The following is a 23579-nucleotide window of genomic DNA, read 5'->3' as shown; positions in this document are numbered from 1 at the left end:
GGAAACTCCATGGACCTGCGCAAAATCAAGAAACTCATCGACCTCGTACAAGAATCGGGCATCGCGGAGCTCGAAATCACCGAAGGCGAAGAAAAGGTGCGCATCGCCAAGCACCCGCCCACCAACTTCACCATGCCCGCACCTGCCGGCCCTACGGTCGTCGCCTCTCCCGTGCCGGTGGCCCCGCAGGCCGTCGCCGCCCCCACCGAGCCGGCCCCTTCTGCCGAATCGGCACTGCCCGCGGGGCACATCGTCAAATCCCCCATGGTCGGCACTTTCTACCGCGCCCCCTCGCCCACCGCGGCGCCATTCGTCGAAGTGGGAAGCAAGGTCAAGCCGGGCGACCGCCTGTGCATCATCGAAGCGATGAAACTCATGAACGAGATCGAATCCGACGTCGCCGGCACCGTCACCGCCATCCTGGTGGAGAACGGCGAACCCGTCGAATACGGCCAGCCCCTCTTCGTGATCTCGTAAAGGATTTCTCCCCGATATGCAAGCTCCTCCTTTCAAGAAAGTGCTGATCGCCAACCGCGGCGAGATCGCGCTGCGCGTCCTGCGCGCCTGCCGCGAACTGGGCATCCGCACCGTGGCCGTGCACTCCGAGGCCGACCGCGAAGCGAAGAACGTGCTGCTCGCCGACGAGTCCGTCTGCATCGGTCCGGCCCCTTCGGCCCAGAGCTACCTCAACATCCCGGCCATCATCGCCGCGGCCGAGGTCACCGACGCCGAGGCGATCCACCCCGGCTACGGTTTTCTCTCGGAAAACGCCGACTTCGCCCAGCGGGTCGAGGCTTCCGGCTTCGTCTTCATCGGTCCGCGGCCCGAGACCATTCGCCTGATGGGCGACAAGGTGAGCGCCAAGGCGGCGATGAAAGAAGCCGGCGTACCTTGCGTACCCGGCTCCGACGGAGCGCTCCCGGAAGACCCCGATACCATCCTTGCGCTCGCGCGGCGTATCGGCTACCCCGTCATCATCAAGGCGGCCGGCGGCGGCGGCGGACGCGGCATGCGCGTGGTGCACACCGAAGCGGCGCTCCTCAACGCCGTGGCCATGACGCGCACCGAGGCCCAGGCGGCCTTCGGCAACCCTACCGTCTATCTCGAAAAATACCTCGAACGCCCGCGCCACATCGAGATCCAGGTACTCGCCGACGAACACGGCCACGCCGTGTGGCTGGGCGAGCGCGACTGCTCCATGCAGCGCCGCCACCAGAAAATCCTGGAAGAGGCCCCTGCACCAGGAATCGACCGCAAGAAGATCGCCGCGCTCGGCGAGCGCTGCGTCGACGCCTGCCGACGCATCGGCTACCGCGGTGCCGGCACCTTCGAATTCCTCTATGAAAACGGGGAGTTCTACTTCATCGAGATGAACACCCGCATCCAGGTCGAACACCCCGTCACCGAGATGATCACCGGCATCGACCTGGTGCAGGCGCAGATCCGGGTAGCCGCCGGCGAGAAGCTCTGGTTCCGGCAAAAGGACGTCGTCCTGCGCGGTCACGCCATCGAATGCCGCATCAACGCCGAGGACCCCTACAAATTCACCCCAAGCCCCGGGCTCATCACCCACTGGCATCCGCCTGGCGGCCCCGGTGTTCGGGTCGATTCGCACGTCTATACCGGCTATCGCGTGCCCCCGCACTACGATTCGCTCATCGGTAAGCTGATCGCGCACGCCGATACGCGCGAAGGGGCGATCGCCAAGATGCGCGGCGCGCTGCAGGAGCTCGTCATCGACGGCATCCACACCAACGCCCCGCTGCACTTCGAGCTGATGAACGACGGCCCCTTCCGCGACGGCGGCGTTTCGATCCACTATCTCGAGCAATGGCTCGAAGCGCGGCGCACCGCGGCGGAGCGCAGCCGATGAGCGCAGCCGAGCCGCGCTGGCTCAACGTCCGCCTCACTGCCCCGGCCGAGCTCGCCGAGCGGCTCTCCGAAGCCTTGCTCACCCATGGAGCGCTCTCGGTCGGCATCGAGGACGCCGACGCCGGCACGCCAGCCGAGCGGCCACAGTTCGGCGAACCCGGGCTGCACCCGGAGCGGCTGTGGGAGCGCTCGGTAGTGCTCGCGCTCTTCGAGGCCGAAGCCGACTGGCGCGCGAGCCTCGCGGCCGCCGCGCGCAGCATTGGGCTCGCCCAGGTGCCCGAACCCGCCGTGGAACCGCTCGCCGATGCCGACTGGGTGCGGCTCACGCAGAGCCAGTTCGACCCCATCCCCATCGACGGCCGGCTGTGGATCGTCCCCTCCTGGCACGAACCGCCCGATCCCAGTGCGATCACGCTCACCCTCGATCCGGGACTCGCCTTCGGCACCGGCTCGCACCCCACCACCCGCCTGTGCCTGCGCTGGCTGCTCGCGCACGTGCGCCCGGGCGACACGGTGCTCGACTACGGCTGCGGCTCCGGCATCCTTGGCATCGCGGCGGCCAAGCTGGGCGCGGCGCGCGTGGTTGGCGTCGACATCGACGACAAGGCGCTCGAGACGGCCCGCTACAACGCCGAGCGCAACGGCGTGGCGCTGGAACTGCACCACGCCCGCGACCTGCCGCCCGGCACCTTCGACCGGGTCGTGGCCAACATCCTCACCAAGCCGCTGTGCGTGCTCGCCCCTCTCATCGCCCAGGCCGTGCGTCCCGGAGGGGAACTCGCCCTCTCCGGCATCCTCGCCGAACAAGCCGAGGAGGTCGTGGCCGCCTACGCCCCGTGGATCGCGCTCACCGAGGGCGCCGAAGACGAAGGCTGGATCCGCCTCGAAGGGATGCGCCCCGCATGAACGCCCTGCGCCGCGTCCGCTGCCCCCATTGCCAGACCGTCTTCCGCGTCGACCCGGCCAAGCTCGAGCGCTCCCGCGGCTGGGCACGCTGCGGCCACTGCCTCGAGCCGTTCGACACCGCCCGCCATGCCCTCGATGCCGCAGCCGAACCCGCCCAACGGCTCGATTTCGACCGCCTGCTGCACACCCCCGCGCCGCCCGCCCCCGAAACCAACGCGGCGACGCTGCCCGAACTCGACCAGCCGACCGTCTTCAGTCCCGCCTGGGAAGCCATTCCCAGCGGCAATCGCCAACAGGCCGAAGGCGTATCCGACGCCCCGCCCCCCTCTTCGTCCGCACACGAAGCACGCCGCGAGGAAGATGCGGTACAGCGCTCGAGCTTCGCGGACGAGCCGCTGCTGAGCGAACCGCCGCTCGTGCCCACGACCTTCCCCTTCGAGCGGCAACCCCGAGGGCCCTCCCCCTTCGCACTCCTCGCCGTGCTGCTCCTGCTCCTCGCGGCGCTCGCCCAAGTCGCCTACCTCTGGCGCCAGGAATGGATCCAGCGCTTTCCGCAGACCTTCTCCTACTGGGAGCGGGTCTGCCAGGAATTGGGCTGCACCGTCTCTCCGCCCGTCGACCTGCAACAACTCGTGCTGGAGCATTCCGAGCTCATCCGCGAGCCCGCGCCAGGGCGCTGGACGCTCACGTTTGCGCTGCGCAACCGCGCCGCCTACCCCTTACCCTGGCCCACGCTGGAACTGACTTTGAGCGATGCCATCGGCCGGTCGCTCCTGCGCCGCCCCATCCCGCCGCAGGAATGGGGGGCGACGGGCCCCTACTTCCCGCCCGGAGAACGGGTGGAACGCACCCTCGCCCTGGAAACTTTCGAAGCCGGCATCGTCGGCTATGAACTCAAGCCGATCTATCCCTGAACTTCGGCACACTTGAAGGAGCCGTCGCGCGCGCAGCCGCAGCGAAGAGAACGGGACTCCGCGACACCATGGAGCCGCGCAGCGGTTCGATGTTCACGGGCGATCAGCGCGCCACCCGCGTCGTGCCTGCGTCGTTGACCACGCGCACCCGCTCGCCGACGCGGAAACCTTCGCCCTGATCTTCCTGCACAACGGCGATCACCCGTCCGTTTTCGAGGCGGACCGTCACCTCCACACCCGGCTTGCGCGTCGCCGCCTCTTCCAGCGCGGCCCCCGCGAGGCCGCCGGCCACCGCGCCCACCGTCGCCCCGACGATCTCGCCGCGACCGCCACCGACGCCGCTGCCCGCCACCCCGCCGACGATGGCTCCTGCTCCCGCCCCCAAGGGGGACTTCGTCCCCTCCAGCTGAACCGGCCGCACCGCTTCGACCACGCCGTACTGCACGGTCATCATCCGGCGCGCTTCCGCCCGGCTATAGGTTCCGCCGCCGAGATCCGAGGCGCATCCGGCCGCCACGAGCGCCGCCACCCCCATCAACGACATCACGGCTACCCGCGCAAACCCTGATCGTTCCCCGTTCACTGCCATGGCCATTCCTCCTGATAGGTCTCCTGATAGCGCCGCACGAGGTCCTCGTGCCGCAGCGTGTAATTCTGCGCTCCGCGCGAGGCGATCTTGATTGCGCCGAGCACGGCACCCAGACGCACCGCCCGGATCCAGTCGCTGCCCGAGGCGACTGCATGGAGAAGGCCGGCGCGGAAGGCATCGCCACAGCCGGTCGGATCGACCACCGCATCGGGGCGCACCGGCGGCACCTCGAAGCGCTCTCCCTCGACGAAGACCCAGGCGCCCAAAGCCCCCCGTGTCACGACGAAGGCCTCGACCCGCGCGGCCAAGGCCACCAGCGACAGACCCGTGCGCACCTCCATGAGCTGCGCCTCGTAATCATTGACGGCGCAGACCCGTGCCGGTTCCAGGCACTGCAACAACTGCTTGCCGGAAAAAAGGGGCAGGGCCTGCCCCGGATCGAAGGCAAAAGGAATGCCAGCCTCGGCGAGCGCCGCACAATGGGCGATCATCCCCTCGAGACCATCGGGGGCCACGATTGCCCACTGCCCGTTCATTTTTCCTGCCACCGGATTGCGATGCGACGAAGCCATCGCCCCCGGATGAAAGGCGGTGATCTGGTTGTCGTCGAGGTCGGTGGTGATGAAGGCCTGCGCCGTGTATTCCCCCGGCAGCACGGCGATCCCCTCACGCGAGATCCCCAGCGCCCCGAGCCGGTCGAAATACGGCTGCGCGTCCTCCCCCACGGTGGCGACGATTACCGGCTCGGAACCCAGTTGCTTCAAGCCGTAGGCGATGTTGCCGGCGCAGCCGCCGAACTCGCGCCGCAGCCTGGGTACGGTGAAGGCCACGTTCAGCATGTGGATCTTGTCCGGCAGAATGTGCTCGCGGAAACGATCCTCGAACACCATGATCGTGTCGTAAGCCATCGACCCGCACACCACGATACGCGCCATCGCCGCTCCCTTCAGCGCCTTGCCGAGTAGAGGGCGATTATACGGGAGCGACGAGGATGCAGGCGGTAAATCCACCCGGGAGCGGCGCCAAAAAAACCGCCTCATGCACACCCCCTGAGCGAGGCCGGCGGAAATCCGCACGACGCCGCCACGCAGCCGCGGCGCAGCCCATCCGCGGCGTCCCTTTATCCGCTACCATGCGCCGGTCACCCACTCGCACCGCCGATCGCCATGCCCCGTCCCGTTCCCCGACCGATCCGGGCGCTGCGCCTCGCCCTCCTCGCTCTGCATCTCGCCACCGGGCTCGCCACCATCGTCCTGCGCTTTCCTTTCGCCGATGCCGCCACCCGCGCCCTATTGCGGCGGCGCTGGTCGCAACGCCTCCTCGCCCTGTGCGGCATCGAGGTGGAGCGGCACGGCGAATTCGCCGCCGGCGCCTTGCTCGCCCTCAATCACGTCTCCTGGATCGACGTCTTCGTCGTCCTGTCGCAGACCGACGCCACCTTCATCGCCAAGGCGGAAGTGCGCCGCTGGCCGCTCATCGGTTGGCTCGCGGCGCGCAACGGAACCATTTTCCTGCGGCGCGGCAGCCGTGGCCACGCGGCCGCACTTGCCCGCGAGCTCGTATCGCATCTGCGGCAAGGGCAGAGCGTGGCCCTCTTTCCGGAGGGAACCACCACCGACGGCCTGTCGCTGCACCCCTTCCACGCCGCGCTGCTGCAGCCAGCGATCGACGCCGGCGCCCCGGTTCAGGCCGTGGCCATCCGCTACTATGACGCGAGCGGCCGACGCACCACCGCCGCGGCCTTCTACGGCCAGATGACGCTCATGCAATCGCTATGGCGCATCGTGAGCGAACCGCGGCTGCGTGCCCGCATCGACGTTTCCCTGCCCTTTTCCATCCACGGTATCGACCGCAAGGCGCTCGGCCGTGCCCTCGAAGCCTGGATCCGCGAGCGCGTGCAAGAAGACCTCGCGTGATCCCCCCCCTCTTCCGCCCCCGGATCGTGCTTGGCGAGTCGGGGCAACGGAACAGACGCGGCGTTGCACTTCCCCCTCGTGTCGCCGATCCCAGGCTTTCAGGGCATAATGCGCTCCATGCGCTTCCTTGGAAAGCTCGCCATGCATGGTTCCATCCACGAGATCAAAGTCACCCTGCTGCGCCTCTTGCGTCTGCGGCAACGTGATGCGGCGCGTGGACACCCTCGCCTCGCCGTCAATACCAAAGTCATTGACGATGAGGGATTGCGCCGTCTGATGGCCGAAGGAACGCTCTCGTGGAACGGGGGCAAACCTCAACCCAAGGTGCCGGTTACGCTGTCTTCTGGCGGCACCCCCGTCAGCCAAGGGGTGATCGAGGGACGGGGGTGATCCTCTTCTGCGACACTTCTGCTCTGGTCAAACTCTACGTCGAGGAAGTTGGCAGCGCAGCGATGCTTGCCGCCGTTGCTCAGGCCCGGCTGGTTGCCGTCGTGCGCATCGCTTGGGCCGAAGCCATGGCGGCGCTGGCGCGACGCCTCCGTGAGCGTCCTGCCGATGCGGTCGCCATCGACACCGTGCGCGCCAGGCTGCGGGACGATTGGTCGAGCTACGCCATCGTCGAAGTCACGCAACCGCTCGTCGAGCTCGCCGGCACTCTTGCCGACGCGTTTGCGCTACGCGGCTACGACAGCGTCCAGTTGGCGGCCGCGCGGACGGTGCAGCAAGCCAGCAACGATGAGTTGTGTTTCGCCTGCTTCGATGCCCGGCTCACGCAAGCCGCAACACTGCTGGGCATGAGCCCGTTACGCATACGATCGTCCCAATGAGCCCTCGCCCCGAACAAGGCCAGTAATCGGCTCACGTCCCCGGCGGTGAGCCTTTCGTAGGTCCAGCAGGCGTGCTCGAGCAACCCTGTCATCAGCCTGTTACAAACCGCCTCTAGACTTCTCGCCACCGAGATCCGCCCTAGAGGGGCACCCCATGAAAGCGATGAAAGACAACGCCGCACCGCGCGAGGTACACGGCAATACCTTCGACGAAGTCATCGACCAGGCCCGCCGCCGGCTGCTCCAAGGTGCGGGTGGGGCTGCGTTCCTGGGCTTTTTCGCCTCGCCGGCGGCGCTCGCCCGCTCGCTCGATGAACCGGTTGCCGCGTCCTCGTCCTTGCTCGCCGCCTTCCCCCGCTCGATCCCTACCCACAGCGACGATCGCGTCACCGTCATGGACGGCTACGTGGTGCGCGCCATCCTGCCCTGGGGCGATCCGCTCATCGATTTCTCTGCCTACTGGCGCCCCGACGCCTCGTCCAGCGCCGAAGAGCAGGCGCGACAGATCGGCGACAATCACGACGGCATGCACTTTTTCCCTTTCGGTCCCAATGGGTTCGAGCAGGGTCTGCTCGCGCTCAACCACGAATACACCAACTATGAATACCTCTTCGGGAAGGAATACACCGAGCCCTGGACGCGCGAAAAGGCGATGAAGGCGATCAACGCCCATGGCGTATCCATCGTCCACCTGCAGCGCGACGCGCGCAGCCTCTGGCGTCCGGTGATCCCGTCGAGATACAACCGCCGCATCACCGGCGACACCCCCATCGAGCTCACCGGACCGGTCGCCGGACATGCGCTGCTGCGCACCTCGGCCGACCCCAGCGGCACCCGGGTACGCGGCACGCTCAACAACTGCGCCAACGGCTTCACCCCCTGGGGCACCTATCTCACCTGCGAGGAAAACTTCCACAACTACTTCGGCGGCGGCAGCAGCGATCCGCTGCACCAACGCTACGGCATCGGCAAGGACGGCGGCTACCGCTGGTTCGAGGTGATCGAGCGTTTCGACCTGCGCCGCGAACCGAACGAACCCAACCGCTTCGGCTGGGTGGTCGAGATCGATCCCTTCGACCCGCAGAGCACCCCCAAGAAACGCACGGCGCTTGGCCGCTTCAAGCATGAAAACGCTGCGGTCACGCTCGCCCCGGATGGGCGCGTCGTGGTCTATATGGGCGACGACGAGCGCTTCGAGTACCTCTACCGCTTCGTGAGCCACGGCCGCTACGATCCTGCCAACCCTGCCGCCAACCGCGATCTGCTCGATGCGGGCGATCTCTACGTCGCCCGCTTCACCGCCGACCCCGCCGCCGACGGCACCCGTCTGCGCGGACAGTGGATTCTGCTCGACAAGGCGCGCAACCCGCTGCTCGCGGCCGACGCGCGGCTCCCCACGCAGGCAGACGTCCTCATCCACGCACGGCTCGCCGGCGACATCGTCGGCGCCACCAGGATGGACCGCCCCGAGTGGGTCGCCATCCACCCCGTCTCGGGCGAAGTCTACGTCACGCTCACCAACAACGACAAGCGCAAACCCGGGGAAGTCGACGCCGCCAACCCCCGCGCCGAGAACCGCTGGGGCCAGATCCTGCGCTGGCAGGAAGCAGGTGGCGACCCGAGCGCCGACGAATTCGCCTGGGATCTCTTCGTGCTCGCAGGCAATCCGCTCGCCTACCCCAAAGGGGATCCGCGCGCCGGCTCCGCCGCGATCACGCCGGAGAACATGTTCAACTCCCCCGACGGGCTCGGGTTCGACGCCGCCGGCCGTCTGTGGATCCTCACCGACGGCAACTACAGCAATACCGGCGCCTACCAGGGTATGGGCAACAACCAGATGCTGGTGGCCGACCCTAACGTCGGCCTCATCCGCCGTTTCCTCGTCGGGCCTTCGGGCTGCGAGATCACGGGGCTCACCTGGAGCAACGACGGGCGCACCATGTTCGTCAACGTCCAGCACCCCGGCGAGGCCGAAGGGCACCCGCGGGCACCGCGCATCCCGCCAGGGCAGGATCTCGCAACCTTCCTCGCGGCCCATCCCACGGTCTTCTCCGAATGGCCCCATTCGCAGTTCCATGAGCTGGGCGGCGGCCGACCCCGCGCAGCCACCCTGGTGATCGAGCACGCCAACGGCGAGCCCGTCTTCGCCGCGCGCTGAGGGCCAGGCATCGATGGCGCGCCCGCTTCGCTCCTTTTCCCTGTCGCTGCAGGCGCGCTACTGGACGATGGTCGCGATCGCGATCGGGCTCTTCTCGCTCGTGATCGCGCTCGCCTATCACACCATCGCCGCGCAGACCGAGACGATGCGTGTCGCCTACAGCGGCCAAGTCGCCCCCTTGGTCGATCTCGCCCAGCTCAAGCAGCTCACCGAGCGGCAGGCGAGTTTTCTCTATCGCGTCTTCGCCGACGCGAGCCAGAAAATCTCCTCCTTCGACCCACAAGCGCTCGAGCGCACCGCCACCCAGGCCGACGCCATTCTCGCAACCTTCGGGCAGCGCGCGATGGGCGAGGACGAACGCGCCGCCTTCGCCAAACTGGAAGAATCCGCCCACCGTTTCCGCCAAGCGGTGGACACCGCGCGCCAGACCATCGAACTCTATGGCGACGATCTCGCCGGGCTGGGCCGCGCCCAACGGGGGCTCATCGGGCAGATCGAGACCCAGCTGCGCGACGTCCACGCCGCGCTCGATGCGCTGATGGCGCTCGAGCGCGACGGCACCCGCGCCGCGTTCGAACGCAGCGCCGAGCGATCCGATCGCAACCGCCTGGCCATCGCCGCCCTGTTCGCAGGAGCAGCGCTGCTGCTCGTCGCCCTCGCCACCCTCTCCACCCGCCGCCTGCGCCACGGCATGCGCACCGTCCTCGAATTTGCCCGCGCCGTGGCCGCGCTCGACCTGCGCCACGAGCTCGACGACGCCGGGCGCGACGAGATCGGCTCGCTGGCCGCCGCTCTCAAAGAAATGCGCACCCAGCTACGCGGTTTCGTGTCCACGCTCGCCCAGGCGGCCCAGCAACTGGAAGCCTCGGTCGCCGCCGAACGCGAACGCGCCAGCCACACCGCCGGCACGGCGGCCCACCAGGCCGAATCCGCCCAGGAGATGGCCGCCGGCATCGAAGAGCTCTCCACGGCCATGGATCAGACCGCCACCGATGCCCAGCAGGCGGCCGAGCGCGTTGCCCAAGGCATCGAGCACAGCCGGGCGGCGGCCGGGCGCGTGCGCGCCCACACTCACAAGGCCGCAGCGCTCGCACAGCGGCTCGATGCGCTCGCCGAGGACGCGCGCCTCATCGACGGCGAGATGAGGTCGGTTCGCCACGTGGTCGAGCTCATTCGCGAGGTGGCCGAGCAGACCAATCTGCTCGCCCTGAACGCCGCCATCGAAGCCGCCCGCGCCGGCGAACACGGCCGTGGCTTTGCCGTGGTCGCCGACGAAGTGCGCAAGCTCTCCGAGCGCACGGCGCAGGCCACCGGCGAAATCGGCGGTACGATCCATCGCGTCGAGACTCGCGTCACGCAGATGGCGGCAGACATGGCCCAAGGAGAGGAATCCATCCAGGAGACGCTGGCCTCTGCGCACGAAGCCCTGGAAGCGATCGACGCCATCGAGCGCACCATGGACGACATCGGCGAGCAGGCCCGCGCCATCCGCGACGGCGTGCACGAGCAGGCCGGCGTCAACCGCCAGATCGCCCAGGAAGTAGCCAAGGTCGCCGGCACCGCCGAGACGCTAGCCGAGCTCGCGCGCCAAGGCCGGGACGCGGCCGGTGAGCTCGACCGGCTCACGCAGACGCTCGCCGCGCTGCTGCAGCGCTTCCGTGCCTGAATCCTCACGGCCCCCGTACCGAGAACACCGCCGCATCCTCCAGCCGCACCGCCGTGAGGAGCCCGCCGTACACGCAGCCCGTATCGATTCCCAGCACTCCGTCGCCGGCGAAGAACCCCAGCGCCGACCAGTGCCCGAACACTACCTGCAACCCCAGGGGGACGCGTCGCGGCCAACGAAACCACGGCACCGTGCCTTTGGGTGCCCGCTCCGGCGGCCCTTTCGCTTCCAGCTCCAGCGCCCCCTGACGCAGCGACACGAAGCGCATGCGCGTAAACGCATTGACGATGTAGCGGAGGCGATCCATGCCGGAGAGATCGTCGCGCCAGCGCGAGGGACGGTCGCCCTTCAAGCGCAGCAGCCAGCCGAGTTCCCCCTGCAGTTTCCCTTCCACCTCGCGTGCGCGCGCCGCTGCCTGGGCCAGCGACCACACCGGGCTCACTCCGGCATGCGCCATCGCGTAGCCCAACGCCTCGTCCACCACCAGGAGCGGCCGTGCACGCAGCCAGTCGAGCAGTTCGTCGCGATCCGGCGCCGCGAGCACCGCATCCAGCGTGTCGTCCCGCGCGCGTTTGGGGTAACCCGCCGCCCGCATCAAGAGATACAGATCGTGGTTGCCCAGCACCACCTCGACCGAATCTGGCGGCAGGGAGCGCACGAAACGCAGCACTTCCAGCGACTGGGGGCCGCGATTGACCAGATCGCCCACCAGCCACAGCCGGTCACGCGAGGGCGTAAACCCGATCACCTCGAGCAGGCGCTGCAGTGCCGTGAAGCAGCCCTGCACGTCGCCGATCGCATAGGTCGCCATCCCGCGTCCTCTCTCCCTTTCTTTTCCGGCACTTGGACGCACCGCCGCCGGACTTGCTAAACTAACACCATCGCCCACCTTCTGCGACGGCGCCCGTGTCTTTACGTTATCACATCTACGACGCCCTCTGGCGGCTCGCCTGGCCGTGGCTGCGGCTGCGCCACCGCTTGCGCCATCGCGGCGACCCCCATGAAGCGCAGCGCTGGCGCGAGCGGTTGGGTCGCATCGCGCTGCCCGAAGAGGCGCGTGACACCGTCTGGATCCACGCCGTCTCGGTGGGCGAGACGCGCGCGGCCCACCCCCTGGTACGGGCGCTGCGCCGCCGCTATCCCCGGCTGCGGCTCCTCGTCACCCACATGACGCCCACGGGGCTGGAAACCGGCCAGCGGCTCTGGGCCCACGATCCGGCCATCGTGCAGGCCTACGCCCCTTACGACCACAGCCGCTGGGTGCGACGCTTTCTCGAGCGCACGCGTCCGCGCCTGGGCATCGTGATGGAGACCGAGATCTGGCCCAACTGGTTGCGGCAGGCCAAGCGCCAGGGCGTGCCGCTCGTGCTCGCCAACGCCAGGCTCTCGGAGCGTTCCTTCCGCCGCTACCGGCGCTTTCGCTGGCTGCTGCCGCTCGAATGGAAAGCCTTCGTGCAAGTCGGAGCGCAGAGCGCGGCCGATGCGCAGCGCCTGCGCGCGCTGGGGGCGCGTCAGGTCGTCGTCACCGGCAATCTCAAGTTCGACTGGAGCCCGGAGCCCGCGGCGATCGCGCTGGCGCACACCTGGCGCGAGGCCATCGGCCCCCGCCCCGTCGTCGTGCTCGCCAGCAGCCGCGAAGGCGAGGAAGCCCGTTTCCTGCGCGCCTGGGAAGGGTTGCGGCAGGAATGGGCCGAACGGGAGGATTTCCTCTTCCGCGAACCGCCGCTCCTGGTGATCGTGCCGCGCCACCCCGAGCGCTTCGACGAAGTCGCCCGCCTCGTCGAGCGCCACGGCCTGCGCTACCGTCGCCGCAGCGCCTCCTTGCCGCACCCCGAAGACGACGTCTGGCTCGGCGACAGCATGGGCGAGCTCTACGCCTATTACGCGCTCGCCGACGTGGCCATCATCGGCGGCAGCTGGGAGCGCCACGGCGGACAGAATCCGCTGGAGGCGCTCGCCGCCGGTACGCCCCCCATCGTCGGGCCGCATACGGAGAATTTCGCCGAGGTCGTTTCCCAGGGCGTGGCGGCACGGGCTATCGTGCAGGTGCGCACCCCGCAGGAAGCGATCGAACTCGCCCAGCGCTGGATCGAGCAGCCCGACGAGCGCGCCGCAGCGATCGCCCACGGCGCCATCTTCCTTGCGGCGCATCGCGGCGCCACCGAACGCACGCTCGCCCTGCTCGCCCCCTGGCTCGAGCACGAGCCTGGATTCGAGCAGCGCGGCATCGATGGTCCCGTCACTCCTCGGCCAGAAGCGCATTGACCGCGGCCAGGTCCTCTTCCGACAGCCGTCCCACCGCCGCTTTCAGCCGCAGCTGCCACATCAAGGTGTCGTAACGTGCCCGTGAAAGCCGGGTGCGCGCATCGGCCACCTGCGCCATGGCGTTGAGCACATCGACGTTGATGCGCACCCCCACTTCGTAGCCCAGTTTGGTGGATGCGAGGTTCGACAAGGACGATTGCAGCGCCGCTTCCAGCGCCTTCACCTGCGCCAGCCCGCTCGTCAGACCCAGATAGGCCTGCCGCGCGCTCAGCACCGCCTGCCGCTTGGCGTATTCCTCGTCCTGCTCGGATTTGGTGAGCAGCGCCGCCCCTTCGCGCACCTGCGACTGGATGGCGCCACCAGCGTAGAGCGGCACCGTCAGCTGCACCCCGATCTGGGATGACTCCACCGTCTCGGTCTGCAACGGCGGAAAACGCGACAGGTCCTTCGACTTGCCGTATTGCGCCACCACGTCCACGCTGGGCAGATGCCCCGCGCGGCGGCGCTGGACTTCGCGCTGGGCGATCTCGCGGCTCACCATCGCCTGCTGTACCAGGAAGTTGTCCTTCTGTGCCGCCTCCACCCAGGGATCCATCGGCGCCGGATCGGGGCCGCGCAGTTTCACTTCCGGCCGCAAGTGGGCATACTTTTGCGGCAAGTCGACCACGATGGCCGCCAGAGCCTGCTGCGCCACGTCGAGCTGGTTCTGCGCCGCGATGAGCTGGGCATCGGCCAGATCGAAACGCGATTGGGCCTCGTCGACATCGACGATGGTAACGGTGCCGACCTCGAAGCTCTTCTTGGCAAACTGCAGCTGCTCGCCGGCGGCGCGGCGCAGCTCGTCGGCCGCCGCCACCGCTTCCTGCGCCGCGACCACGTCGAAATAGGCCTGGGCCAGGCGCAGCGCCACGTCCTGCTGCGCCTGCGCCCACTGCAGGTCGCTCAAACTCGTCTGCAGCTCGCCCTGCTTGGCCGCCGCCCAGTTCTGCAGGCGAAAGAGCGGCTGGGTGAGCCGTACCGTCCATTGGTGCGACCCGTAATCCTTGTCGAGCTCGCTCGCTTCCAGGCGGTTGTGCAGCGCGTTGGCGTCGAGCGCCACGTTCGGCAAGAGCAGCGCCCGCCCCTGCACGGTCTTTTCCTGTCCGGCCATCATCGAGGCGCGCGCCGCCGCATAGCTCGGATCCTGCACCAAGGCTTGGCGGTAGAGCGCGAGCAGGTCGGCCGCCTGCGCAGCACCGGCGCCAAAGGCGGCCACGGCGCCCATACCCAAGGCGATGCGCCGCAGCAGCGTACGGGCGGCGCCGCGCCTTCGCGCGTGCGATCCGCTCATACCAGCGCCGGTGCCACCGGCTGCGGCACACGCAGCATCGGCACCACCGTTTCGAAGAGGTCTTCGAAGCGCACCTTACCCGGCTCGGAACAGGTGTAGAGCCGGCCGTGCATGAAGCGCTCGTCGCCGACGAAGGCGAAGAGCCGGCCTCCGGCTTTGAGCGCATCGAGCAGGAAACGCGGCACTTCCGGCACCCCGCCCGAGAGCACGATCACGTCGAAAGGGCCGGGCGCCGCGAGCGCCTTGAGTCCGTCGCTCGTGATCACCTCGACGTTGTCGAACCCTTCGGCCTCGAGGTTTGCCTGCGCGCGCGTGGCGAGCTCCGGCACGATCTCGACACTGTGCACCCACTGCCCCAGGTGCGCGAGGCAGGCGGCGAAGTAGCCCGAACCGGTACCGACCTCGAGGGCGATCTCACCTTTCTGCAGCTGCACCGCCTGCAGCACCTTGCCTTCGATCACCGGCCGCAGCATCCGCTCGCCGAAACCCAGCGGGATCTCCACATCGGCGAAGGCCAGCGTCCGGTAGGCGGGCGGCACGAACTGCTCGCGCCGCACCGTCATCAGCGCCTCCAGCACCCGCTGGTCGAACACCTCCCAGGTGCGTACCTGCTGCTCCACCATGTTGAATCGCGCCCGCTCGAAATCCATGCTCGTGCTCCCTACGACCGGAAAATGGAACGATCTTACGATTCTAGCCCATTTCGCGCCGCGGCAGGCGGTACCACAGCGCATAGAGCGCCGGCACGAAACACAAGGTGATGAGTGTGCCTGCCATCACGCCGCCGATCAGCACGTAGGCGAGCGGCCCCCAGAAGGTGTCGGTCGCCAGCGGCACGAAAGCGAGCACCGCCGCCAGCGCCGTGAGCAGTACCGGCCGCGTGCGCCGCACCGCCGCCTCCACCACCGCTTCGGTCGCCGTCATTCCCGCCTCCAGATTGTCTCGTACCTGCTGCGTGAGGATGAGGGTGTTCCTCATCAGGATCCCCGCCAGGCCGATCAAACCGAGAAGCGCCACGAAGCCAAACGGCTTGCCGAAGACGAGCAGCGCCGTCGCCGCCCCGATCACGCCCAGGGGGGCGGTGGCCACGGTCATGAAGGTGCCGGCAAACTCGCGCATCTGCAGCATGATGAGGATGAGCATCACCGCCACCATCACCGGCTGCAGTTTCTGGATGGATGCATCGGCCTTGCGCGACTGCTCCACCGTGCCCCCCACCTCGAGACGGTATCCGGGCGGCAGTGCCGCGCGCAGCGGCGCGAGCGCTTCCCACAGCGCCTCGGTCACGTCCACCGCCTGCGCCCCTTCGAGTTCGCCCTGCACCGCGACGAAACGCTCCCGATCCATGCGCTTGTAGCGCACTTCCTCGTGGCGCACTTCGAGCCGCCCCACCTGCCCCAGCGGCACGCGGGCGCCGTCGAGGGTACGCAGCTCGAGGCCTTCGAGCCGCGCCGGGTCGCGCACCGCCGCCTCGCCGCGCACGAGCAGCGTCACGGTGCGGATGTCGCGCCGCACCTCGGTCACCGGGATGCCGTTCAAAGCGAACTGCAGCTGCCGCGCCACTTCCCGCGGCGTCAAGCCCATGGCCCGCAGGCGCTCGGCCGGCGCCTCCAGCACCAATGCCGGCGCGCGCTCGTTCCACTCCAGATGCGCGTCGCGCACGTGAGGATTCCTTGCCATCACCGCGCGCACCTCCTCACCCAGACGGCGCAGCACCTCGAGATCCGGCCCCACCACCCGAAACGCCACTGGCCAGGGCACCGGCGGACCATAGAGAAGGCGGTGCACGCGGATGCGCGCCTCGGCAAATTCCCCTGCCTGCCGGTGCTGCTCCAAGAGCGCGATCACTTTCTCGCGCGCTTCCACCCCCTGGGTCACGACCACGATCTTGGCAAAAGCCGGATCGGGCTCCTCGGGGTTGGCCGAGATGAAGAAGCGCGGCGCCCCGCGACCGACATAGGCCGACACCGAACGCACCTCTGGCAAGGGCGCGAGGATCGCCTCGATGCGCCGTGCCACCTCGTCGGTGCGTTCGATGGCCGAGCCCGCCGGCAGCCAGATCGACACCAACACCTCCGGCCGATCCGAACTGGGAAAGAACTGCTTCTGCACCGGCCCGACCATGGCGGCCACCCCCAGTGCGAGCAAGCCGAGCGTCGCCGTCACCACCGTCTTGCGCCGGTCCACGCACCAGGCGATCGCCACGCGCCAGCGGCGGTAGGCCGGGGAATCGTACACCCCATGCCCGGCCTCGCGCTTGCGGTAGGACGGCAGCAGTTTCACGCCCAGATAAGGTGTGAAAACCACCGCCACGAACCAGGAAATCACCAGGGCGTAGCCGAGCACCCAGAAGATGTTCCCGGCGTATTCCCCCACGGCCGAGCGGGCAAAGCCGATGGGCAGGAATCCTGCCACCGTCACCAGCGTGCCGAAGAGCATGGGCTTGGCCGTCACGTTCCAGGCATGGCCGGCCGCCGCGATCCGGTCACAGCCTTCTTCGAGCTTGACGATCATCATCTCGATGGCGATGATGGCATCGTCGACCAGCAAGCCCAGGGCGAGGATCAGGGCGCCGAGCGAGACGCGGTCGAGGTCGATCCCGCTCCAGCGCATCGCAAGAAAGGTGAGCCCCAGCGTCACCGGAATGGCCACGGCTACCACCACCCCGGCGCGCCAGCCCAAGGTGAGGAAAGTCACCCCCATCACCACCGCCACCGCCACGAGGAACTTCACCTGGAAGAGATCGACGGCGTGCGCGATCGCCTCGGCCTGGTTGGTGAGCACGGAGAGCGTCATGCCGGCCGGCAAGCGGGCCTTTTCTTCGGCCACGAAGCGCGCGAGCCGCTTGCCCAGCTTGAGGCCGTTTTCCCCGCGCTGCATCACCACGCCAAGAAGGATTGCTTCCTCGCCGTGGGCCCGCACCAGGAAAGAGGGAGGATCCTCGACCCCCAGGCGCACCTTGCCCAGTTCCCCCACGGTGAGAATGCGTCCACCCACGCGCAAGGGCACCGCGGCGATGCGCTCCACCTGCGACAGGTCCGCCCCGGGAAGCCGCACGTACACCCGCGGCCCGGCGGTGTCGATGAATCCGGCCGGCACCAGGGCGTTGTTCGCGTCGATCGCATCGAACACCGCCTGCGGCGTCAGCCCCAGCTGGATGAGACGGTCGAGGTCGAGCTCCAGGAAAATCTGCTCGGGACGCTCGCCGATGAGCTGTGCCTTCTGCACGCCGGGCACGCGGGCGAGCCGGTCGCGCAGCGCCTCGGCCTCGCGCACCAGATCCCACGAAGGCATTCCCGGCGCCGTCAGGGCCATCAGGCTGAAATAGACGTCGGAGAAATCGTCGTTGACGACGGGGCCGATCACCCCCTTGGGCAGCGTCGGGCCTTCGTCCCACATGCGTTTTCGCACTTCATAGAACAGCCGCCCGATCTCGCGCTGCGGCACATACTCTTCGAACTCCACCTGGATGTCGACCCGTCCCGGCTGCACCGTCGTCGTCAACCGGTAGAGGTATTCCAGCTCCTGCAGCCGTTTCTCCAGGCGGTGGGCCACCTGCTCTTCCATCTGCTGCGCCGTCGCACCCGGCCACAGCGCCGACACCATGAGGATGCGCACGGTGAAGGCCGGATCCTCCGCCCGCCCCAGGCCGAGGAAGGCGTACAGCCCCGCGAGCGCCGACAGGATCAAAAAGAAGAGGGTGACGGCGCGCTCGCGCACGGCAAGCGCCGAGAGATTGGGGAAACTCACGGTGCGCGCTCCTCGACCCGCATCCCCTCGCGCAGCACGTGGGTGCCGAAAGCCACCACATGATCGCCGGCCTCGAGGGGGCCGCGCACGCGCGCCGTGGCGTTCTCGACCGCCAGCACCTCCACTGGCACCGCTTCGAGGCGCCCCTGCTTCACCCGCCAGACCCGCGGACCAGCGCCGCGCTCGTCCATCGCCCCCACCGGCACTTCCCAGCCTTCCACCGGCGGCTGCGGCAGGCGTACCTGCACCACGCTGCCCAGGGGCGGCGGCTCGGCAGTGAGCAGGCGATAGCGCGCGCGGAAGGTGCGCGACACCGGATCGGCCGCTCCGCTCACCTCGCGCAGTTCGAGCGGTACCGCTGAGCCGTCGGGCAGGACGGCCTCACCACGCGGCGGCGGCTGCCGGCCGAAGCGCTCCGGCAGCGCCACTTCCACCTCCCGCTCGCCCTTTTGTGCCAGCATGGCCACCGGCTGCCCCGCCGCCACCACCTGCCCCGGCTCGGCGCTCCATTCCATGAGCACGCCGTCGGCCGGAGCGCGCAGCTCGGTATATTCCATGGCGTGGCGCGCCTGCCGCTCCTGCGCCTGCGCCGCCTCGAGCTGCGAGCGCGCGGCCTCGAGCTGGGTGCGCGCCCGATCGAGCGCCTGCTCACCGACGAAGCGCTGCGCCGCCAGGCGCTCGGTGCGCGCGAGCTCGTTCTGCGCCAGACGCCACTGCGCCTGGGCGGCACGCTCCGCCGCCTGCGCCGCCTCGAGCTGGGCGAGCACGTCTTTTGGATCGAGCCGCGCCAGCGTCTGCCCGGCCCGCACCGTCGCCCCTGCGTCGACGAGCCGCGCCACGATGCGCCCGCCCACCTGGAAGGCGAGCGGCGACTCGTAGCGCGCCCGCACCGTGCCGGAGAGCACCAGCGGGGCTGGCTCCGCCGCCCGGACCGGTGCCGTGCGCACCACCACCGCCTGCTCCTGCTGCTGCGCCGGCGTCTCCTGCCGCCCACAGGCGGCAAGGAGCACACAGGCCGCCATCACCCATCCCCATCGCCGCACTGGCGCACTCCCCAATCTCAGGCAAAAAAGAGCGCGCGCAAAGCCGCGCCCGGGTCGGGCACGCGCATGAAGGCTTCGCCCACGAGAAAAGTCTGCACGCCGCGCGTGCGCATCGCCGCCACGTCCTCGGGCGTGCCGATGCCCGATTCCGTCACCACGATCCGGTCGGCCGGAATGCGGGGCAAGAGCGCCCAGGTGGTCTCCAACGACACGGCAAAGGTACGCAGGTCCCGGTTGTTGATGCCCACGAGCCGCACCGGCAGGGCGAGCGCGCGCTCGAGCTCGGCCGCGTCGTGCACTTCCACCAGCACGTCCAGCCCCAGCTCCTGGGCCAAGGCGGCCAGATCGCGCAGTGCCGCATCCTCGAGCGCCGCCACGATCAGCAGCACCGCATCGGCGCCGAGGGCGCAGGCTTCCCACACCTGCCATTCATCGACGAGGAAATCCTTGCGCAGCGCCGGCAGCACACAGGCCGCGCGCGCCGCCGCGAGGTATTCCGGCGATCCCTGGAAAAACTCCCGGTCGGTGAGCACCGACAGACACGCGGCACCGGCCGCTTCATAGGCGCGGGCGATCGCGGCCGGGTCGAACTCGGGCCGGATCACCCCTTTGGAGGGGCTCGCTTTCTTGATCTCGGCGATCACCGCGGGCTCACCAGCCGCAAGCCTGCGCTCGATGGCGGCAACGAACCCGCGCGGCGCATCGCGCTCGAGCCGCGCCCGCGCTGCCGCCTCCAGCTCCGTCCGGGACTTGGCCGCCCGCGCCGCGGCCACCTCTTCGCGCTTGCGTGCGAGAATGCGCTGCAAGACGTCGCTCATCGCCCCGACTCCTGCGCCAGACGGCGCGTGGCAGCGACGAATTCATCGACCTTGGCCCGCGCCGCGCCCGAGTCGATCGCCTCGCGGGCGCGCTCGATGCCCTCGGCGATCGAAGGAACGACGTTGGACGCATAGAGCGCTGCCCCGGCGTTCAAGAGCACGATGTCGCGCGCCGGCCCCGCCTCACCCTCCAGCGCCGCCAGCAGCCGCGCCCGCGATTCCTGCGCGTCGCCCACCGTGAGGTTGCGGCTCGAGGCCATCGGCAGGCCGAAATCCTCCGGATGGATGCGGTACTCGGTGATCTCGCCCTCCTTCAATTCACCCACCAGCGTATCCGCGCCCAGCGTGATTTCGTCGAGCCCGTCGAGCCCGTGCACCACCAGCACGTGCTTGGCACCGAGCCGTTGCATCACCCGCACCAGGATCCCCACCAGATCGGGGTGGAATACGCCCAGCAGCGAATTCGGCGCCCCGGCCGGGTTGGTGAGCGGCCCCAGAATGTTGAAGATGGTGCGCACGCCCATCTCGCGCCGCACCGCCGCCACGTTCTTCATGGCGCTGTGGTGCGCCGGCGCGAACATGAATCCCACTCCCACCTCGGCGATGCAGCGCGCCACCGCCTCCGGCGGCAACTCGATGTCCGCGCCCAGCGCCTCGAGCACGTCGGCGCTGCCGGACTTGGACGACACCGAGCGGTTGCCGTGCTTGGCCACCTTGCCCCCTGCCGCGGCGACGACGAAGGCGCTCGTGGTCGACACGTTGAAGGTGTGTGAAGAATCCCCCCCCGTGCCGACCACGTCCAGGAGATGATCGTGCGGCGGTGGCACTTCCACCTTGAGCGCCAGTTCGCGCATCACCTGGGCCGCGGCGGTGATCTCGCCCACCGTCTCCTTCTTCACGCGCAGCCCCGTGAGGATCGCCGCCATCATCACCGGCGAGACCTCGCCGGCCATGATCTGGCGCATCAGATCCAGCATCTCGTCGTAGAAAATCTCGCGCAGCTCGATTGTGCGCTGCAACGCCTCCCGCGGCGTGATCTTCGTTCCCACTTCAACCCCTCGTCCGATTCATCGAAAACCCCGTTCCCTTGCCGCGTTTCAGGCCGCCGCCGGCTGCGGCGCATGCTGGCGCAGGAAATTGGCCAGCATCTCGTGCCCATGCTGCGTCAGGATCGATTCCGGATGGAACTGCACCCCTTCCACCGGCAGCGTGCGGTGGCGTAAGCCCATGATCTCGCCGTCCTCGGTCCAGGCCGTCACCTCCAGGCACTCGGGCAGCGACTCGCGCTCCACCGCCAGCGAATGGTAGCGCGTGCACTCCACCGGATTGGGCAAGCCCTCGAACACCCCCTCGCCGCGATGGAACACGGGCGAAGTCTTGCCGTGCATCAGGCGCTTGGCATGGACGACGCGCCCGCCGAACGCCGCCCCGATCGCCTGATGCCCCAGGCACACCCCGAAGATGGGGATCTCGCCGGCGAAACGTTCGATCACCTCCACCGAAATGCCTGCCTCGCGCGGCGAGCACGGCCCAGGCGAGATCACCAGGTACTCCGGCCGCCAGGCCGCGATCTGCGCCGCCGTCACCTCGTCGTTGCGCACCACCTTCACCTGCGCCCCGAGCTCGCCGAAGTACTGTGCCAGATTCCACGTGAAACTGTCGTAATTGTCAATCAGCAGCAACATCGCCCTTTCTCCCAGACCGTCGGACGGTCCATTGTACACACCACCGCCGTGCTCACTCTTGCGCCGGCCGCGGCAGCCACACCCGAAAGCATCCCTTATCGACCCACTCCACTTCTGCTTGGTTCGCCTGCGCGAGCGTGCGCGCCACGTACAGCCCAAGGCCTGTGCCACCGGGCCGGGAAGACGCGAACGGTTCGAACAAGCGCTCGCGCACTTCCGGTGCCACACCCGGTCCATCGTCGCACACCTCGACGCACACCCGCTCCCCTTCGGCCCGGGCGCGCACGCGGATCGCCCCAGCGCGGCGGCTCGCAAACTGCGCCGCGTTGTCGACGAGATTGTCGAGGATGTGCCGCAAATGCAGGGGGTCGATCCAGATGCGCAAGCCCTCGCCCACCTCCAGCACCACTTCCTCCTCGCCGCGGCCGAGCCGCGCGAGCGCCTCGCGCCGCCACTCCCTCAGCCACCCAGCCAGATCGAGCACTTCTGGCTGCGGCCGTTGTCGTCGCCCCAAAGACAGGATGTCCTCCACCAGGTGCTCGATGCGCTCCGCATTGTCGAGCGCCATCGCCAGCAAGCGCTCGCGCGCCGCCGCGTTCTCCTCACCCCGCATCAGCTCCAGCGCCTGTACTACCGCCGCCAGAGGGTTGCGCACCTCGTGCGCCACCCCGCTCACCAGGGTTCCGAGCGAGGCGAGCTTGTTGCGCTCGAATTCGCGGCTCACCTCTTCCAGGTCGCTCACGAACGCCAGCCACCCGCCGCCGCGGTAGGGCACCGTCGCGCGGCAGCGCAGCCGCCGCCCCTGAACCGCCACCCAGCGCTCCCCGCCGCGTCGGGCCAGCAGCCGGTCCACTCCGGGCAGGACTTCTTCGACGCGTTCCCCCACCGGCTCCCGCCCCAACCACTGCCGCAGCGGCTGCGAGGCGTAGCGCACCACGTCTTCGTCGTCGATCACCAGCACCCCGTCGCGCAGCTCGCGTAGGATGCGATCGTTGATCTCCCGCTGCCAGGCGAGCGTCTCCTGCTGTGCCCGGATCGACGCTTCCGCCCGGCGCAGACGCTCTCCCACCGCCTGCGCCGCCAAGGCCACCGCAAAGGCTCCCGCTCCGCTCAAGCCCACGAGATAGGCATCGCTCGGCCCCCCTCCCACCCCAGTTCGCCACAGGTTTTCTCCCAGCAGGGCAAGCGCCACCAGCGCCGCGTAAAAAGCAGCAAGCCGGCGCGATACCACCAGCGAAGCCCCGCCCACCGCCAGATAAAGGAAAGGAACCAGTCCCGAGCGGAATCCGCCGCTCACCGTCATCACCCCGGTGAGCGCCGCCACGTCCAACAACACCGCCGCCGTCACCCAGGCACCGGCCCGGCGCAGGCGCAGCGGCCGCAACACCGCCAATGCCACGGCGGCGCCGAAGTAGCCCACGCTCAGCCACAGGAAGGCCGACGGCCATTCCTCGCCCAGCGACATCTGCCGCCCGCCCACCAGCAGCACGCCGGCCACGGCCACGCGCAGCAGATCGCCTAGGCGGCCGACCGTTCCCGCCATGCCGGCGATGGAAGGCTCACTCCCGCGCACGCGCGCCTTCCTGCCGATGCGCCTCGCAGCAGAAGGTCTGCCCCCCGGCGCGCACCGCCTCGGAGGCCGGCACGAACACCCCGCAGCGGGCGCACTGCACCATCGGCTCAGCCTCCGCGGAAGGCTTCCTGTGCCCCCGCCCCGACCGCGCGCTCTCCTCGCCCGGACGCGATCCCCCGCCGTCGAGAAAACGCCGCCGCACCCACCACACCACCGCCAGCAGCACCACGAACCAGAACAACCAACGCATCACCGCATCCCGAACCG

Annotated in this window: 22 protein-coding genes; 10 read left to right on the top strand and 12 right to left on the bottom strand. The window is 68.9% G+C overall.

Going from position 1 to position 23579, the window contains the following annotated elements:
- The first annotated feature begins 9 nt into the window (after positions 1 to 9).
- From accB to ASC37_RS01160, 4 genes are read left to right on the top strand one after another with little or no spacing between them, the layout of a single operon-like run.
- Entirely contained in the window at positions 10 to 477 is a 468-nt protein-coding gene (accB, locus tag ASC37_RS01175) for an acetyl-CoA carboxylase biotin carboxyl carrier protein (RefSeq protein WP_055422610.1), read from the top strand.
- 16 nt (positions 478 to 493) lie between these two features.
- Positions 494 to 1873 carry an acetyl-CoA carboxylase biotin carboxylase subunit gene (gene accC, locus ASC37_RS01170; RefSeq protein ID WP_055422609.1) on the top strand — a complete coding sequence of 460 codons (1380 nt, stop codon included), beginning with the start codon at positions 494 to 496 and terminating at the stop codon, positions 1871 to 1873.
- Positions 1870 to 2778: a 50S ribosomal protein L11 methyltransferase gene (gene prmA, locus ASC37_RS01165; RefSeq protein WP_055422608.1), complete on the top strand. Its 909-nt coding sequence runs from the start codon at positions 1870 to 1872 to the stop codon at positions 2776 to 2778. The genes accC and prmA overlap by 4 nt, the downstream gene beginning before the upstream one ends.
- Entirely contained in the window at positions 2775 to 3692 is a 918-nt protein-coding gene (locus tag ASC37_RS01160; RefSeq protein WP_055422607.1) for a DUF3426 domain-containing protein, read from the top strand. Before prmA ends, ASC37_RS01160 begins: the two co-directional genes overlap by 4 nt.
- A 103-nt stretch (positions 3693 to 3795) precedes the next feature.
- Here the strand turns inward: ASC37_RS01160 and ASC37_RS01155 are convergent, their stop codons facing one another.
- Together ASC37_RS01155 and ASC37_RS01150 are read right to left on the bottom strand one after the other, a co-directional pair.
- Positions 3796 to 4236, bottom strand: coding sequence for an outer membrane lipoprotein (locus ASC37_RS01155; protein WP_055422606.1), 441 nt, complete (start codon positions 4234 to 4236; stop codon positions 3796 to 3798).
- A gap of 35 nt (positions 4237 to 4271) precedes the next feature.
- A complete protein-coding gene (locus ASC37_RS01150; protein ID WP_055422605.1) occupies positions 4272 to 5216 on the bottom strand; it encodes a carbohydrate kinase family protein in 945 nt (314 codons plus the stop codon).
- Between the two features lie 231 nt (positions 5217 to 5447).
- On the opposite strand from ASC37_RS01150, the gene ASC37_RS01145 reads away from it, so the two are divergent.
- The 5 genes from ASC37_RS01145 (at position 5448) to ASC37_RS01125 (ending at position 10848) form a co-directional block, all read left to right on the top strand.
- The gene (locus tag ASC37_RS01145) at positions 5448 to 6197 is read left to right on the top strand and encodes a lysophospholipid acyltransferase family protein (RefSeq protein WP_055422604.1); all 750 of its coding nucleotides are present in this window, start codon (positions 5448 to 5450) and stop codon (positions 6195 to 6197) included.
- Positions 6198 to 6338: 141 nt separating this feature from the next.
- Entirely contained in the window at positions 6339 to 6587 is a 249-nt protein-coding gene (locus tag ASC37_RS01140; protein ID WP_072247883.1) for a hypothetical protein, read from the top strand.
- Entirely contained in the window at positions 6584 to 7024 is a 441-nt protein-coding gene (locus ASC37_RS01135; RefSeq protein WP_055422602.1) for a type II toxin-antitoxin system VapC family toxin, read from the top strand. Before ASC37_RS01140 ends, ASC37_RS01135 begins: the two co-directional genes overlap by 4 nt.
- A gap of 154 nt (positions 7025 to 7178) precedes the next feature.
- Positions 7179 to 9182 carry a PhoX family protein gene (locus ASC37_RS01130; protein ID WP_055422601.1) on the top strand — a complete coding sequence of 668 codons (2004 nt, stop codon included), beginning with the start codon at positions 7179 to 7181 and terminating at the stop codon, positions 9180 to 9182.
- A 13-nt stretch (positions 9183 to 9195) separates the two neighbouring features.
- Positions 9196 to 10848 carry a methyl-accepting chemotaxis protein gene (locus tag ASC37_RS01125; protein WP_055422600.1) on the top strand — a complete coding sequence of 551 codons (1653 nt, stop codon included), beginning with the start codon at positions 9196 to 9198 and terminating at the stop codon, positions 10846 to 10848.
- Between the two features lie 4 nt (positions 10849 to 10852).
- Here ASC37_RS01125 and ASC37_RS01120 read toward each other — a convergent pair whose 3' ends face one another.
- A complete protein-coding gene (locus ASC37_RS01120) occupies positions 10853 to 11659 on the bottom strand; it encodes a symmetrical bis(5'-nucleosyl)-tetraphosphatase (protein WP_055422599.1) in 807 nt (268 codons plus the stop codon).
- Positions 11660 to 11754: 95 nt separating this feature from the next.
- Here ASC37_RS01120 and ASC37_RS01115 point away from each other — a divergent pair, with 95 nt between their 5' ends.
- The gene (locus ASC37_RS01115) at positions 11755 to 13113 is read left to right on the top strand and encodes a 3-deoxy-D-manno-octulosonic acid transferase (protein ID WP_072247876.1); all 1359 of its coding nucleotides are present in this window, start codon (positions 11755 to 11757) and stop codon (positions 13111 to 13113) included.
- Here the strand turns inward: ASC37_RS01115 and ASC37_RS01110 are convergent.
- Genes ASC37_RS01110 through ASC37_RS01070 form a run of 9 tightly spaced genes read right to left on the bottom strand, consistent with a single transcriptional unit; the run spans position 13088 to position 23562 of the window.
- A complete protein-coding gene (locus tag ASC37_RS01110) occupies positions 13088 to 14443 on the bottom strand; it encodes a TolC family outer membrane protein (RefSeq protein WP_198288957.1) in 1356 nt (451 codons plus the stop codon). The genes ASC37_RS01115 and ASC37_RS01110 overlap by 26 nt on opposite strands.
- Positions 14440 to 15093 (bottom strand): protein-L-isoaspartate O-methyltransferase family protein, encoded by a 654-nt coding sequence (locus ASC37_RS01105; RefSeq protein WP_055422598.1) that lies wholly within the window; start codon positions 15091 to 15093, stop codon positions 14440 to 14442. The genes ASC37_RS01110 and ASC37_RS01105 overlap by 4 nt, the downstream gene beginning before the upstream one ends.
- Positions 15094 to 15136: 43 nt before the next feature.
- Positions 15137 to 18193, bottom strand: coding sequence for an efflux RND transporter permease subunit (locus ASC37_RS01100; protein WP_055422597.1), 3057 nt, complete (start codon positions 18191 to 18193; stop codon positions 15137 to 15139).
- A complete protein-coding gene (locus ASC37_RS01095) occupies positions 18190 to 19215 on the bottom strand; it encodes an efflux RND transporter periplasmic adaptor subunit (protein WP_072247875.1) in 1026 nt (341 codons plus the stop codon). The genes ASC37_RS01100 and ASC37_RS01095 overlap by 4 nt, the downstream gene beginning before the upstream one ends.
- 38 nt (positions 19216 to 19253) lie before the next feature.
- Positions 19254 to 20054, bottom strand: a complete 801-nt coding sequence (gene trpC, locus ASC37_RS01090) for an indole-3-glycerol phosphate synthase TrpC (protein WP_055422596.1) — start codon at positions 20052 to 20054, stop codon at positions 19254 to 19256.
- Positions 20051 to 21103 carry an anthranilate phosphoribosyltransferase gene (gene trpD / locus ASC37_RS01085; RefSeq protein ID WP_055422595.1) on the bottom strand — a complete coding sequence of 351 codons (1053 nt, stop codon included), beginning with the start codon at positions 21101 to 21103 and terminating at the stop codon, positions 20051 to 20053. Before trpD ends, trpC begins: the two co-directional genes overlap by 4 nt.
- Positions 21104 to 21151: 48 nt before the next feature.
- Positions 21152 to 21739, bottom strand: coding sequence for an anthranilate synthase component II (locus ASC37_RS01080; RefSeq protein WP_055422594.1), 588 nt, complete (start codon positions 21737 to 21739; stop codon positions 21152 to 21154).
- 52 nt (positions 21740 to 21791) lie between these two features.
- The gene (locus ASC37_RS01075; protein WP_055422593.1) at positions 21792 to 23312 is read right to left on the bottom strand and encodes a two-component system sensor histidine kinase NtrB; all 1521 of its coding nucleotides are present in this window, start codon (positions 23310 to 23312) and stop codon (positions 21792 to 21794) included.
- Positions 23299 to 23562 carry a PP0621 family protein gene (locus ASC37_RS01070; RefSeq protein WP_072247882.1) on the bottom strand — a complete coding sequence of 88 codons (264 nt, stop codon included), beginning with the start codon at positions 23560 to 23562 and terminating at the stop codon, positions 23299 to 23301. Before ASC37_RS01070 ends, ASC37_RS01075 begins: the two co-directional genes overlap by 14 nt.
- Positions 23563 to 23579: the final 17 nt, after the last annotated feature.

It is taken from the genome of Tepidiphilus thermophilus (genome assembly GCF_001418245.1).
In the GTDB taxonomy this organism is placed as follows: Bacteria; Pseudomonadota; Gammaproteobacteria; order Burkholderiales; family Rhodocyclaceae; genus Tepidiphilus; species Tepidiphilus succinatimandens.
The sequence above is the reverse complement of the archived record's forward strand: the minus strand, read 5'-3'. Positions and strand labels throughout refer to the sequence as shown.